The organism is Streptomyces adustus, from assembly GCF_009377175.1.
Lineage (GTDB): Bacteria > Actinomycetota > Actinomycetes > Streptomycetales > Streptomycetaceae > Streptomyces > Streptomyces adustus.
Genome location: NZ_VJZD01000025.1, coordinates 1 through 14,069, shown reverse-complemented (window position 1 = coordinate 14,069; position 14,069 = coordinate 1). Strand labels below are relative to the sequence as shown.

Sequence of the window (14,069 nt, the reverse complement as noted above, 5' to 3'; positions counted from 1 at the left end):
GTCCTGGTACGGCCGTGCCCCACCGCCTGCCGGACGGTGGGGCACGGCCCGGTTCGTGCTGCGCCGGTGGGGCGCCGCTACTCGCGCAGCGCCTTGGACGCCGCTCCTCCGGCCCGCCCCCGCGCCACTCGATCACCGCGGGCCGGGCCGGGCCGGACCAGGCCCGGTCAGTGGCCGATGGCCTCGCGGAGGAGCAGTACGGTGCCGCGCCCCGGGCGGGGTTCCGCGTTGAGGATGAGCAGGCGGTTCACGGCGCTGGGCCTTCCGTACACCGCCTGGGCGCGGGCGCTCTCCAGCGGGAGAGCGTGTTCCTCGACGCGGCGCAGCGCCGTGCCCAGGTCGGGCACCACCTTCTGCGCGCCGACGATCCAGACCGCGCGGGCGGCGCCGCCCGCGTTGGCGGGGAGCTGGCTGCCACTGCCCGAGGCGAGGACGAGCGAGCCGGTCTCGGTGACCGCGGCGACGCTGTTGACGACGAAGTCGGGACAGGCGGCCAGCCTTCGGATCTCGTCGGCGCCGGTGGCACGGTCGATGGCCAGGACGCGCGGCCTGATGGCGTCGTACCGTCCGCTGCCGTTGATGTCGTCGTCGATGCCGGACAGCCGGAGGGTCTCGCTGGCTCCGGTGAACACGCCGGCGCCCTCGGGGATCAGGTCCTCGACACGGGTGCGCGCGGCGGCTGCGTCGTCGAGGATCTCGGCGGCGAAGCCGCCCGCCCGCAGCGCGGTGGCCGCCCGTTCCAGCCGTTCGGCCGGCGCCGGGTCGGCGAAGGACGCGGCCGGAGCGGGGGCGGCGGTGGCGTGCGCCGGGCCGGTCGCTGAGTCGGGCGCCGTGCCCGCCAGCGGGGAGGTGTCGAGGTACCTGACCTCGTACACCCGCTCGGCGAACTTCCAGCCCTGTGCGGTGCGCCGGTAACGGTCGTGGTAGACGGCGTAGTTCAGTCCCTGGCGTCCGTCGAGGGTGCGTGCGAGTTCCTGGATGTAGGCGCGGCCGGTCGCGGTGTCGCCGTCGAGCAGGATCGTGCCGGGGTGGGTGGTCTGCACGAAGAAGTCCCACTGACTCTGCAGCCGCTCTCCCCCGGTACGGATCTCCTCCCGGCCGACCAGCTCGACGGGGACGTTGGGCATACGCAGGACGCCGTCCGGTGTGAACAGCGATGCCAGGCGGGGTCGGTCGCGCATCATCGCCGCGTCGGTGAACTCGCCGCGCAGTGCCTCGATCTCGACGCGGTCCGCGGTGGCCTGGAAGTCGTTCATCGAAGTCGCCTCTCCGTGTTGTCGTCGTCTCACCGGTACGACAAAGCGCCCCCGCGGAATGTGAGGCGGGGCATCGGCCTCACATTCCGGTGCGCTGTCCTGTCGTAACGGGTAGAGGCGACGAAGCGAGCGAGGGAGACGGTCGGACCATGACCACCAGAGCAGAGCCCGGTGACGACCGGAGCGATCCCGACCTCGGCGCGATCATGAGCGAGCGGCGCCGGCTGATCAACCTCGGTTATCGGCTCCTCGGGTCGCTCGCCGACGCCGAGGACGTCGTGCAGGAGACCTACGCCCGCTGGTACGCCCTGTCCGCACGGGAGCAGCAGGCCATCGAGTCGCCCGGCGCCTGGCTGATGACGGTCGCCGGCCGTGTCTGCCTGAACCTGCTCGGCTCGGCGCGGGTCAGGCGGGAGACGTACGTGGGTGACTGGATCCCGGAACCGCTGCCCGAGCCCACGGAGTGGGTCACCGGGCGCTCGGGTGCCGACCGGACCGACCCGGCCGACCGGGTCACCCTCGACGAGTCGGTGACGATGGCCTTCCTGATCGTCCTCGATTCGATGACCCCGGCCGAGCGCGTCGCGTTCGTGCTGCACGACGTCTTCCGCTACCCCTTCGGCGAGGTCGCCGAGGTGGTCGGCCGCAGTCCGGCGGCGTGCCGCCAACTGGCCTCGTCCGCCCGCCGTCGCGTCCGCACCGCGCAGACCCCGGCAGGCTCGGGTGCCGGGCAGGCAGTCGTCGTCAGGCGGTTCAAGAGGGCGTGGGAGGCCAAGGACATCGACGCCCTGATCAGCCTGCTCGACCCCGACGCCGTCGCGACCGCCGACGGCGGCGGGCTGGCCGTCACTCATCTGCGCCCGATCGTGGGCGGCGAGCAGATCGCACATGCCTACGCCAGGATCGCCCGCCTGTCGGGCGAGCGCACGACGTTCCTGGAGTACACGGTCAACGGCCGACCCGGCTTGGTGGCACGGCAGGACGGCAGCCTGGTGACCGTGTTCGCGTTCGAGATCGCGGGCGACCGGATCAGGCGTATCTGGGCGGTACGAAACCCCGAGAAGCTCCGTTCCTGGCGGAGCGGTTGAGGCGCTCCACGACGGTGATGTCCCGGTCCCGGACGGCAGTGGGCGCCGAAGAGGGCCGGGGACTGTTGTCACCGGCCCGTTGGTGGCGAGCCGGCGTCGTCCGTCTCGGGGGCGTCCGAGAGTTGTCCTGGTGCTGTCACGCTTCGCGGCGCGCTGTTCCGATCGGTGCGCCGCGCGCGCATGGTCTTCTCAGGCGAGGGCGACGACAGCGCCGCCGACACTCCTCGCATCCCAGGTGGAGGTGCACCATGTGTTCACACCGGTCCTCGTGCCCGTCCCCGGACGCCGCCGCCCCGCACATCGTCTCGGCCCATCCCGAGCAGGGCTGGAGCCTGCTGTGCAACGGCGCGATCGTCTTCGACGACAGCGGCGAACTGCTCCCCGACGGCCGTGTGATCGCTCCCCACCGGATGTTCGCCGACGACCTGGCCGTGGCGGCCTGATCCTCGCCCCTCGTGGGCCCTACGCCAGCACGGCGAAGCCGTCGAGTTCGACCAGCGCCTGTTCGTCCCACAGGCGCACGGCGCCGACGACGGCCATGGCCGGGTAGTCGCGTCCGGCCAACCTCCGCCAGATCCGCCCCAGTTCGGGGGCGCGGGCGCGATAGCCGGCGAGGTCCGTGGTGTACACGGTGACCCTCGCCAGGTCGGCGGGGGTGCCGCCGGCCGCCTTGAGCGCGGTCAGCAGGTTGGTGAGCGCCCGCTCGAACTGCTCGGGCAGGTCCGCGCCGACGATCGTGCCGCCCGGGTCCAGCGCGGTCTGGCCGGCCAGGAAGACCAGGCGCGACCCGGTGGCGACGACGGCGTGCGAGAAGCCGGTCGGCGGGGACAGTTCGGGCGGGTTGACACGCTCGGCGGTCACGGCGCCTCCAGATTGGCGTACAACTCCTTGGCGATGATGCCCCGTTGGACCTCGCTCGCGCCCTCGTAGACGCGCGGGGCGCGCACCTCGCGGTAGAGGTGTTCCAGCAGGTGGCCGCGTTCCAGCGCCCGCGCGCCGTGCAGCTGGACGGCCGTGTCGACGACGTACTGGGCGGTCTCGGTGGCGAGCAGTTTCGCCATGGCGGCGCGCCGGGGGATGTCCGGGGCGCCTTCGTCGTACGCCGTCGCCGCCGCGTACACCATCAGGCGGGCCGCCTCCGTGCGCAGCGCCATCTCGGCGACCTGGTGGGCGACGGTCTGGAGGTCCCTCAGTTTGCCGCCGAAGGCGTCCCGCCGGGCCGTGTGCAGCAGGGTCGCGTCCAGGGCGGCCTGGGCCATGCCGACGGCGAAGGCGCCGACGCTGGGCCTGAACAGGTTGAGGGTGCCCATGGCGACCCGGAAGCCGCGGTCGATCCCGCCGAGCACGTCGTCCGCGGTGACGGGTACGGCGTCGAAGTCGAGGGCGCCGATCGCGTGTGGGGAGAGCATGTCCAGGGCGGTGCCGGTGAGTCCGGGACGGTCGGCGGGGACGAGGAACGCGGTCACGCCGCGGGCGCCCGCGCCGGGGGTGGTGCGGGCGAAGACGGTGTAGAAGTCGGCTTCGGGGGCGTTGGAGATCCAGCACTTCGCACCGGTGAGCCGCCAGCCGGAGGGGCCGTCGGGCTCGGCGGCGAGCGATACGCCGTCCCGCACGCCGCCGCCCTGCGTGCCACCGCCCCGCACGCCACCGCCCCGCACGTCACCGCCCTGCGCGCCACCGTCCCGCACGCCACCGTCCCGCACGTCACCGCCCTGCACGTCACCGCCCTGCACCTCACCGCCCTGCACCTCACCGCCTCGCGCGTCACCGCCGGAGGCGACCCCCGCACCCGTCCCGGCCGCTTCCGCCCACAGGGCCGACGCCACGGCAGCCGTCCGGCCCTGATCCGCCCCCGAAGTCGACGCCACCGCGCCCGTACCGTCCGCTTCCACCCGCAGCGTCGACGCCACCGCGGCCGTCCCGACCGACTCCACCCGCAGCGTCGACGCCACCGCGCCCGCCCCGACGGGTTCCGCCCGCAGCGTCAGCGCCGCCGCGTCCGAGCCCGCGCCCGGCTCGCTCAGCGCGAACGCGGCCACCGCGCTGCCGTCGGCCACCCGGGGCAGCCAGCGCTTGCGCTGGGCGGGGGTGCCGTGGGCGTGCACCGGGTGGGCGCCCAGGCCCTGGAGGGCGAGGGCCGTCTCGGCCTCGGTGCAGGCGTACGCCAGGGACTCCCGCAGCAGACAGAGGTCGAGCGCGCCGGCCGTGAACAGGCGGGCCAGCAGGCCCAGTCGGCCGAGCTCCGCGACGAGCGGCCGGTTGACGCGTCCCGGCTCACCCCGGTCGGCGATCGGGCGCAGCCGTTCGGCGGCCAGGGCGCGCAGTTCGGCACACCGGGCGCTATGTTCCGGTTCGAGCGAGAATGCGGGCATCGCCGGTCCTCTCTCCTGACCTGTACGGCCACTCCCACCCCCGACGGTATCGCGTACCGTTGACTGTCGTCACCAAGGCGATACGCTCCTTGTGCGAGCCCACACGACGCCCACGACGGCAAGGGGGCGAACGCCCATGGCCGGCCCGATCCACTCCGCGCACGTCGACACCTTCGCGCGCGACCATCTCCCGCCGCCCGAGCAGTGGCCCGAGCTCCGCTTCGACCTGCCGGAGCTGTGCTACCCCGAACGACTGAACTGCGCCGCCGAGCTCCTGGACCACGCCGACCCCGGCCGCCCGGTGTTCCGCACCCCCACCGACGGGACCTGGACCTACGGGGAACTGCGCGCCCGGGTGGACCGGCTCGCCCATCTGCTCACCGGTGACCTCGGCGTCGTCCCGGGCAACCGCGTCCTGCTGCGCGGCCCCACCACGCCGTGGCTGGCCGCCTGCTGGCTGGCGGTGCTGAAGGCGGGCGCGGTCGCGGTCACGGTGCTGGACCGGCAACGCCCGCACGAGCTGCGCACGATGTGCGAGATCGCGCGGGTCCGGCACGCGCTGTGCGACATCCGGGCCGTCGACGACCTGGCCAAGGCGGAGGTACCCGGCCTGCGGATCACGACGTACGGCGGCGACGGGCTCGACGACCTGCTCAACCGCCCGGCGCCCGCCACCCCGTACCGGGCCGTGGACACGGCGGCCGACGACGTCGCGCTGATCGCCTTCACCTCCGGCACCACCGGCCGCCCCAAGGGCTGCATGCACTTCCACCGGGACGTCCTGGCCGTCGCGGACACCTTCTCCCGGCGGATCCTCCAGCCGCGGCCGGACGACGTCTTCGCGGGCAGTCCCCCGCTCGGCTTCACCTTCGGGCTCGGCGGCCTCGTGGTCTTCCCTATGCGGGCCGGTGCCAGCGCCCTGCTGCTCGAACAGGCCGCGCCCCGGCAGCTGTTGCCCGCGATCGCCGAGCACCGGGTCTCCGTGCTGTTCACCGCGCCGACCGCGTACCGCGCGATGCTCGCCGAACTGGACGGGCACGACGTGTCGTCGCTGCGCCGCTGTGTCTCCGCGGGCGAGAACCTGCCCGCGGCCACCTGGCGGGCCTGGCACGAGCGGACCGGGCTGCGGGTCATCAACGGCATCGGCGCCACCGAGCTGCTGCACATCTTCATCTCGGCCGCGGACGAGCACATCCGGCCCGGCACCACCGGGGTGCCCGTGCCGGGCTGGCACGCGCGCGTGCAGGACGAGAGCGGCAACCCGGTACTCGACGGGGAGCCCGGTCTGCTGGCGGTGCGCGGTCCGGTCGGCTGCCGCTATCTCGCCGACCCGCGGCAGCGGGAGTACGTGCGCGACGGCTGGAACATCACCGGCGACACCTACGTCCGCGACCCCGACGGCTACTTCCGCTATGTTGCCCGCGCCGACGACATGATCATCTCGGCCGGGTACAACATCGCAGGACCGGAGGTCGAGGACGCGCTGCTGCGCCACCCGGACGTCGTCGAGGCCGCGGTGGTCGGGCGGCCCGACGAGGCGCGCGGGCAGGTCGTGGTGGCGTACGCCGTGCTGCGGGAGGGCGCGCGGGCGGACGCGGAGGCGTTGCGCGCCTTCGTCAGGGAGGAACTGGCCCCGTACAAGTGTCCGCGCGAGATCGTCTTTCTGGACGCGCTGCCGCGCACGGCGACCGGAAAGCTCCAGCGCTTCCGCCTGCGTACCGAGGGTGACCAGCGGTGATGCACCCTGTGGTGCCCCGCGACGGCCTCGACGACCTAAGATGATCAACGTGTCCGAGCAGCACGCCCCCCGGTCCCTCATCGTCACGCTCTACGGCGCGTACGGCCGCTTCATGCCCGGCCCGATGCCCGTCGCCGAGCTGATCAGACTGCTGGCCGCGGTCGGCGTGGACGCGCCCTCCGTCAGGTCGTCGGTGTCCCGGCTCAAGCGGCGCGGTCTGCTGCTGCCGGCCCGTACCGCGCAGGGCGCGGCCGGGTACGAACTGTCCCCGGAGGCCCGGCAGCTGCTGGAGGACGGCGACCGCCGGATCTACGCCACGGCCCCGCCGGCCGACGAGGGCTGGGTGCTGGCCGTGTTCTCCGTACCGGAGTCGGAGCGGCAGAAGCGGCACGTCCTGCGCTCCCGGCTGGCCGGTCTCGGCTTCGGCACCGCCGCGCCGGGCGTGTGGATCGCCCCGGCCCGGCTGCACGAGGAGGCCCGGCACACGCTCCAGCGGCTGCACCTCGATCCGTACGTCGACTTCTTCCGCGGTGAGCACCTGGGCTTCGCGCCCACCGTCGAGGCGGTCTCGCGCTGGTGGGACCTGGCGGCGATCGCCAAGGAGCACGAGGAGTACCTCGACCGGCACGCGCGCGTGCTGCACGACTGGGAGCACCGCGCGGAGGCCTCGCCCGAGGCGGCCTACCGCGACTATCTGCTCGCCCTGGACTCCTGGCGCCGACTGCCCTACACCGACCCCGGACTGCCCGTCCGGCTGCTCCCCGCGGACTGGCCGGGCGAGCGCTCGGCGACGGTGTTCCGGGAGCTGCACGCACGACTGCGGGACACCGGGGCGGAGTTCGTGGGCCTGTGACGCGCCGAGGGCCGGCACATGCTCAAGTACCCAGTGACAGACGGGGCTTGGGCGCGTCCGTGCGCCCGGTCCGCGGGGGCCTGCTGCCCGCGCGGTAGGGCTCGGGCCAGACGACGCCCGGACCCTCGTACCCCTGCTCGGCGGCGGCGTGCAACGTCCAGTGCGGATCGTAGAGATGCGGGCGGGCCAGCGCGACGAGGTCCGTACGCCCGGCCAGGATGAGGGAGTTGACGTCGTCCCAGGAGGAGATCGCGCCGACCGCGATCACCGGGATGCCGACCTCGTGCCGGATCCGGTCGGCGAACGGCGTCTGGTACGACCGCCCGAAGTCCGGCTCCTCCTCGGCCACCACCTGGCCGGTCGACACGTCGATCGCGTCGGCGCCGTGCGCGGCGAAGGCACGGGCGATCTCGACCGCGTCCTCGGCCGTGGTGCCGTCGGCGGCCCAGTCGGTGGCCGAGATGCGTACGGTCATGGGCCGCTCCTCGGGCCACACCCCGCGTACGGCGTCGAAGACCTCCAGCGGGAACCGCAGCCGTTTCGCGAGCGATCCGCCGTAGGCGTCGGTGCGCCGGTTGGTCAGCGGGGAGAGGAATCCGGAGAGCAGATAGCCGTGGGCGCAGTGGAGTTCGAGCAGGTCGAAGCCGGCCCGGGCGGCACGCCAGGTGGCGGCCGTGAACTGCTCCCGGATGTCGGTGAGTTGCGCGCGGGAGAGCTGGCGGGGGGTCTGGCTCTCCGGCCGGTACGGCAGCGGCGAGGCGGCCACGAGCGGCCAGTTACCCTCGGGCAGCGGCTGGTCGATGCCCTCCCACATCAGCCGGGTGGAGCCCTTGCGGCCGCTGTGGCCGAGCTGCACCCCGATGGCGCCGCCCGGCGAGCGGGCGTGCACGAAGTCGGTGATCCGCCGCCAGGCCTCGGTCTGCCGGCCGGTGTAGAGGCCGGTGCAGCCGGGGGTGATCCGGCCCGTCTCGCTCACGCACACCATCTCGGTCATCACCAGCCCCGCCCCGCCCAGCGCCCGGGCGCCCAGGTGGACCAGGTGGAAGTCGCCGGGCACGCCGTCGACCGCCGAGTACATGTCCATGGGGGACACGACGACGCGGTTGGGCAGGGTCAGACCACGCAGCCGGAAGGGGGTGAACATCGGGGGTGTGCCGGGCGGACAGCCGAACTCGCGCTCCACGGAGCCGGTGAAGTGGGCGTCGCGCAGCCGCAGGTTGTCATGGGTGACCCGGCGGCTGCGGGTGAGCAGGTTGAAGGCGAACTGACGGGGCCGCTGGCCGAGGTACAGGCCGACGTTCTCGAACCACTCCAGGCTCGCGCGGGCCGCCCGCTGGGTGGAGGCGACGACCGGCCTGCGCTCCTGCTCGTAGGCGGCGAGGGCCGCTGCCGTCGTGTCCTGTTCGGTCAGGCAGGCGGCCAGGGCCAGGGCGTCCTCGACGGCCAGTTTGGTGCCGGAGCCGATGGAGAAGTGGGCGGTGTGGGCGGCGTCGCCGAGGAGGACGACATTGCCGTGCGACCAGCGCTCGTTGACCACCGTACGGAAGGTGGTCCACAGGGAGTTGCGGGAACGCAGCGGCCGGCCGCCGAGCGCGTCGGAGAAGATCTTGGCGCAGCGGTCGACCGACTCGCCCTCGTCGAGTTCGTCGAACCCGGCCGCCCGCCACACCTCCTCGCGCATCTCGACGATGACCGTGGAGGCGTCGGCCGCGTAGGGGTAGCCGTGCAGCTGCATCACGCCGTGCTCGGTCTCGGCGACCTCGAAGCGGAAGGCGTCGAAGGCGAAGTCCGCGGCGAGCCAGATGTAACGGCAGCGGTGGCCGGTCAGGGCGGGCCGGAAGACGTCGGCGAAGGCCTCGCGGGTGGTGCTGTGCACGCCGTCGGCGGCGACGACCAGGTCGTAGGTCTGCGCCAGCCGGGCCGGGTGCGGCGCCTCGGTGCGAAAGCGCAGCTCCACGCCGAGCGAGCGGCACCGCTCGTGCAGGATCTCCAGCAGCCGGCGCCGGCCCAGTGCGGCGAAGCCGTGGCCGCCCGAGCGGTGGCGCACGCCCCGGTGCACGATGTCGATGTCGTCCCAGCGTACGAACTCGGCCTTGAGCGCCTCGTGGACCACCGGGTCCGCGTGCTCGATGCCGCCGAGCGTCTCGTCGGACAGCACGACCCCGAAGCCGAAGGTGTCGTCGGGGGCGTTGCGCTCCCACACGGTGATCTCCCGGGTGGGGTCGAGGCGTTTGAGCAGGGCCGCGGTGTACAGGCCGCCGGGCCCGCCGCCGACGACGGCGACCTTCCGGACCTGCCCGGCCGCCCCTCCCTTCGCCTCGACGGTCGCCCTCTCGGTCGCCCCTGCGGTCGTCTCTCCCGCCGATTCGCGCGTCACCGTGGTGGCCACCCTGGTCGTCACCTCCCGCGCCACTTGGGCGCGCGCTTCTCGGTGAAGGCCGCGTGGAACTCGGCGTAGTCCTCGCCGTTCATCAGCAGGGCCTGGGTCGAGGCGTCCAGCTCCACCGACGCCGCCAGCGGCATGTCCAGCTCCGCGGTGAGCAGCGCCTTCGTCTGGGCGTGGGCGAGGGCGGGGCCGTCGGCCAGCCGGCGGGCCAGCGCGTGGGCGGCCTCGACCGTGCGGCCCTCCTCCGTCAGCTCGCTGATCAGGCCGATCCGCTCGGCCTCGGGTGCGCGCACCGGCTCGCCCAGCATCAGCAGCCGGGTCGCGTGTCCGAGGCCGACGATCCTGGGCAGCAGATAGGCCGCGCCCATGTCGCCGCCGGACAGACCGACCCGGGTGAACAGGAAGGCGAAGCGGGCGGAGGGGTCGGCGACCCGGAAGTCCGCGGCGAGCGCGAGCACCGCTCCCGCTCCGGCCGCCACCCCGTGCACCGCCGCGATCACCGGGAACGGGCACTCCCGTACGGCCCGCACGACCTGCCCGGTCATCCGGTTGAAGTCGAGGAGCTGGGCGGTGTCCATCGCCAGGGTGGCGCCGATGATCTCGTCGACGTCGCCGCCGGAGCAGAAGCCACGCCCCTCGCCGGCCAGCACCAGAGCCCGTACCGACCGCTCCCGGGACAGCTCCGCCAGCAGGTCGCGCAGGTCGGCGTAGGCGCCGAAGGTGAGTGCGTTGAGCTTGTCGGGGCGGGAGAGGGTGACGGTGGCGACTCCGTCGGCGTGCTCGACGCGCAGATGCCGCCAGTCCGGGGTACGGGTGGCGGAGCCGGTGAAGGGACTCATGGGGCGGCCTCCTCGGGCGGGAGCGCGGGCACTGCCTGTCCGGTCTCTACCTCACGAAGCTATCACCGATATCTGACTGTCGTCACGAGTGCGCGATAGGCCGATGTGGTGTCACCGTGTGACCGAATGCCCCTTCATCCGTCACAACCGTCACGGGGGTCACAGGGAGTCAATAGCGCGGTAACAATCGGGGCAGTCGTGGGAGACCGGGGGTCGGTCCGGGTAAGCCGCTCGTTGTCGGGGTCACTGGCCCCGACCGACGCCCGTCGTACGTACCTGACGGAGGGCGCCGTACCATTCCTGAGGATTGAAAGCAGGCCGGCCTGATGTCGATCACGAGGTGGCCTGCGCCATGAACGGACTCGCCTTGCAAGAACGCCCTTCCGCCTCCGCCTCCTGGCGCATCGCGCTGCCGCACACCGCCGCGGCCGTGCCGGTGGCCCGTGCCCTGGTCCGTACGGCGCTGGCCGAGGTGCCGCACGGCGCGGACAGCGACACGGCGGAGCTGCTCACCGCCGAGCTGGTGGCGAACGCCGTGGAGCACACCGCCGGGTCCGCTCCGATAGAGCTGGTGGTGGAGCTGCGGCCGTCCGGCTGCCAGGTCGAGGTGCACGATCCCGACCCGGCGCCGCCGCGGGATCTCACCCGGCCCGCCGTCGCGGCACCGGACCCGTGGCAGGAGCACGGGCGCGGTCTGCTGCTGATCCGCGCCCTGAGCTCGTCCTGCGGTCACCGCCCCACCGACTCCGGCAAGGCGGTCTGGTTCCGGCTGGCTACCGTGCCGCCTCAACGACGTCCGCGGTGAGCTCGGCCGTCAGCGTGCCGGCCGCCATGGCCTCGGCGACCTCCGTGGCCACCGTGGCCGAAGGGGCCGCCGCGGTCGTGGCCAGCCGGGAGTGCCGACGGCCGTAAGCGGCGTACACACCGAGTCCGACCGCGAGGAACACGGCGAACTGGAGCCAGGTCGTCCAGCCCGTCTCGTACATCAGGTAGAGGCAGAAGCCGATGCCGAGCAGGGGCGCCACGGGGTAGAACGGGACCCGGAAGGTGCGGTTGAGGCCCGGCTCGCGGCGGCGCAGCGCGAGGACGGCGAGGTTGACGACGGCCATCACGGCCAGGGTGCCGATGGTGCACAGGTTGACCACGGCGTCCAGCGAGGCGAAGGCCGCCGGGATCGCGAACACGATCGCGATGATCAGGGTGCCGGCCACGGGGGTCGAGGTCCGGGGCGAGACCTTCTCGAAGACGCGCGGGACGAGCCCGTCCCGGGACATCGACATCAGGATGCGGCTCTGGCCGTACATCACCGCGAGCACCACCGAGGCGATGGCGACGACCGCGCCGAAGGCGACGACGGCGCCGCCGATCGAGGAGCCGGTGACCCGGTTGACGACGTACGACAGCGCGGCGGGCCGGCCGCCGACCTCGTCGGCGCCGATCGCGCCGATCGCGGCCAGGGCGACCGCGCAGTACAGCAGGGTCACCACGCCCATGCAGACGAGGATCGCCACCGGGATGTCCCGGCGGGGGTTCTTCGCCTCCTCGCCGGCCGTGGTGATCGCGTCGAAGCCGATGTAGGAGAAGAAGGCGGCCGTCGTGCCCGCGCCGATGCCGCCGAGGCCCGCCGGGGAGAACGGGGTGAGGTTGCCGTCCTTGAAGGCGCTGTAGCCGATGACACAGAACGCGAGCAGGATGGTGAGCTTGACCGCGGCCATGGCGGCGGTGGCGCGGGCGCTCTCGCGCACCCCGCGCACCAGCAGCACACAGGCCATCGCGATGACGATCACGGCGGGCAGGTTGACGAAACCGCCGTCGCCCGGCCCGGCGGAGAGCGCGGCGGGCAGCTGGTGGCCGAACAGGCTGTCGAGCAGCTCGTTGACGTACTGGCTCCAGCCGACCGCGACGGCCGAGATGGAGATGCCGTACTCCAGCAGCAGGCACCAGCCGACCAGGAAGGCGGTGGTCTCGCCGAGTCCGGCGTAGGCGAAGGAGTACGACGATCCGGAGACCGGGATCGCGCCGCCCAGCTCGGCGAAGGAGAGCGCGGTGAACACGCAGGTGATCGCGGCGAGGACGAAGGAGACGACGACGGCCGGTCCGGCCTGCGCCACCGAGTCGGAGAGCCCGACGAAGATGCCGGTGCCGACGATCGCGCCGACGCCGAAGCAGATGAGCTGGAAGAGGCCCATGGTGCGCTTGAGGCCGTGGCCCGCGCGGTCGGCGCCGGATTCGGCGACGAGGAGGGCGGGGGACTTGATACGAAGCTTGGTCGCGGGAGCGGGCATGCGGGTGGTGCTCGTTTCTGGTGGTGCGGGTGCGACCGCGGGGGTGTCCCCCGCCCGGCCGGGCCGGGCATCGGGGGGAGGTCGCGCGACGGCCACGGAAGGGGTGGTTCCGGGCCGCCGGTCAGGATAGGTCGAGATGGGGGGCGAGAACTAACGCGCGAGGGTCGCGACCAGGATCGCCTTGATGGTGTGCAGCCGGTTCTCGGCCTCGTCGAAGACGACCGAGTGCTCCGACTCGAAGACCTCGTCGCTCACCTCCAGGTACTCCAGGCCGTGCCGCTCGTGGATGTCGCGCCCGACCTGGGTGCCCAGGTCGTGGAACGCGGGCAGGCAGTGCAGGAACTTCACACCGGGATTGCCGGTGGCGCGCAGCACGTCCATCGTCACGGCGTACGGGGCGAGGGCCTCGATCCGCTCGTCCCAGACCTCCTTGGGCTCGCCCATGGAGACCCAGACGTCGGTGGCGACGAAGTCGGCGCCCGCGACACCGTCCGCGAGGTCCTCGGTGAGGGTGACCCGGGCCCCGCTGGTCCCGGCCAGCTCGCGGGCCCGGTCGACGATCTCCTGGGCGGGCCAGTACGCCTTCGGCGCGACGATCCGTACGTCCATGCCGAGCAGGGCGCCGGTGATCAGGTAGGAGTTGCCCATGTTGAAGCGGGCGTCGCCGAGGTAGGCGAAGGCGATCTCCGTCAGGGGCTTGCTGCTGTGCTCGGTCATCGTCAGCACGTCGGCGAGCATCTGGGTGGGGTGCCAGTCGTCGGTGAGGCCGTTGTAGACAGGCACGCCCGCATACCGCGCCAGTTCCTCGACACCGGCCTGGCTGTCACCGCGGTACTGGATCGCGTCGAACATGCGGCCGAGGACGCGCGCGGTGTCCCGTACGGACTCCTTGTGACCCATCTGCGAGCCGGACGGGTCGAGGTAGGTCGTCGAGGCACCCTGGTCGGCGGCCGCGACCTCGAACGCGCAGCGCGTGCGCGTCGAGGTCTTGGCGAAGATCAGCGCGATGTTCCGGCCCCGCAGGTACCGCGTCTCGGTCCCGGCCTTCTTGGCGGCCTTCAGCTCGGCGGACAGTTCGATCAGACCGCGGAACTCGTCCCCGGTGAAGTCCAACTCCTTGAGGAAGTGGCGGCCGGCGAGGGCGGACGGGACTGTCGCCATGGGGGCGCTCCAACGGGTGCGGGTGCAGGGGCAGGGACGGATGGAATTCTATACGAAATTCAGCATTTCTATACACGCCCCGCCTCGCCCC

Annotated in this window: 12 protein-coding genes; 5 read left to right on the top strand and 7 right to left on the bottom strand. The window is 72.8% G+C overall.

Annotated elements, in window-relative coordinates:
* Window positions 1-167: 167 nt before the first annotated feature.
* Window positions 168-1,256: a nuclear transport factor 2 family protein gene (locus tag FNH09_RS08930; RefSeq protein ID WP_152886219.1), complete on the bottom strand. Its 1,089-nt coding sequence runs from the start codon at window positions 1,254-1,256 to the stop codon at window positions 168-170.
* Between the two features lie 149 nt (window positions 1,257-1,405).
* Here FNH09_RS08930 and sigJ point away from each other — a divergent pair, with 149 nt between their 5' ends.
* Window positions 1,406-2,344: an RNA polymerase sigma factor SigJ gene (gene sigJ, locus FNH09_RS08925; protein ID WP_152886218.1), complete on the top strand. Its 939-nt coding sequence runs from the start codon at window positions 1,406-1,408 to the stop codon at window positions 2,342-2,344.
* Between the two features lie 248 nt (window positions 2,345-2,592).
* Window positions 2,593-2,787 carry a DUF5999 family protein gene (locus FNH09_RS08920; protein WP_152886217.1) on the top strand — a complete coding sequence of 65 codons (195 nt, stop codon included), beginning with the start codon at window positions 2,593-2,595 and terminating at the stop codon, window positions 2,785-2,787.
* A gap of 19 nt (window positions 2,788-2,806) precedes the next feature.
* Here FNH09_RS08920 and FNH09_RS08915 read toward each other — a convergent pair whose 3' ends face one another.
* Together FNH09_RS08915 and FNH09_RS48325 are read right to left on the bottom strand one after the other, a co-directional pair.
* Complete coding sequence (locus FNH09_RS08915) at window positions 2,807-3,205, bottom strand: Rid family hydrolase (protein WP_162468293.1); 399 nt, start codon at window positions 3,203-3,205, stop codon at window positions 2,807-2,809.
* Window positions 3,202-4,716 (bottom strand): acyl-CoA dehydrogenase family protein, encoded by a 1,515-nt coding sequence (locus FNH09_RS48325; protein WP_238426556.1) that lies wholly within the window; start codon window positions 4,714-4,716, stop codon window positions 3,202-3,204. The genes FNH09_RS08915 and FNH09_RS48325 overlap by 4 nt, the downstream gene beginning before the upstream one ends.
* A gap of 136 nt (window positions 4,717-4,852) precedes the next feature.
* Between FNH09_RS48325 and FNH09_RS08900 the strand changes: the two genes are divergently transcribed.
* Both FNH09_RS08900 and FNH09_RS08895 read left to right on the top strand, forming a co-directional pair.
* The gene (locus FNH09_RS08900) at window positions 4,853-6,454 is read left to right on the top strand and encodes an AMP-binding protein (protein WP_152886216.1); all 1,602 of its coding nucleotides are present in this window, start codon (window positions 4,853-4,855) and stop codon (window positions 6,452-6,454) included.
* 40 nt (window positions 6,455-6,494) lie between these two features.
* Window positions 6,495-7,307, top strand: a complete 813-nt coding sequence (locus FNH09_RS08895; protein ID WP_152886215.1) for a PaaX family transcriptional regulator — start codon at window positions 6,495-6,497, stop codon at window positions 7,305-7,307.
* A gap of 22 nt (window positions 7,308-7,329) precedes the next feature.
* On the opposite strand, the gene FNH09_RS08890 is transcribed toward FNH09_RS08895, so the two are convergent.
* A complete protein-coding gene (locus FNH09_RS08890) occupies window positions 7,330-9,696 on the bottom strand; it encodes a bifunctional salicylyl-CoA 5-hydroxylase/oxidoreductase (protein WP_338017514.1) in 2,367 nt (788 codons plus the stop codon).
* 8 nt (window positions 9,697-9,704) lie between these two features.
* A complete protein-coding gene (locus tag FNH09_RS08885; RefSeq protein ID WP_152886214.1) occupies window positions 9,705-10,532 on the bottom strand; it encodes an enoyl-CoA hydratase family protein in 828 nt (275 codons plus the stop codon).
* A gap of 352 nt (window positions 10,533-10,884) precedes the next feature.
* Between FNH09_RS08885 and FNH09_RS08880 the strand changes: the two genes are divergently transcribed.
* Window positions 10,885-11,337: an ATP-binding protein gene (locus FNH09_RS08880; RefSeq protein WP_152886213.1), complete on the top strand. Its 453-nt coding sequence runs from the start codon at window positions 10,885-10,887 to the stop codon at window positions 11,335-11,337.
* Here the strand turns inward: FNH09_RS08880 and FNH09_RS08875 are convergent.
* Together FNH09_RS08875 and argF are read right to left on the bottom strand one after the other, a co-directional pair.
* Entirely contained in the window at window positions 11,306-12,817 is a 1,512-nt protein-coding gene (locus tag FNH09_RS08875) for an amino acid permease (RefSeq protein WP_152886212.1), read from the bottom strand. The two genes, FNH09_RS08880 and FNH09_RS08875, sit on opposite strands and share 32 nt — an antisense overlap.
* Before the next feature lie 150 nt (window positions 12,818-12,967).
* Entirely contained in the window at window positions 12,968-13,978 is a 1,011-nt protein-coding gene (gene argF, locus FNH09_RS08870) for an ornithine carbamoyltransferase (protein ID WP_152886211.1), read from the bottom strand.
* Window positions 13,979-14,069 lie beyond the last annotated feature (91 nt).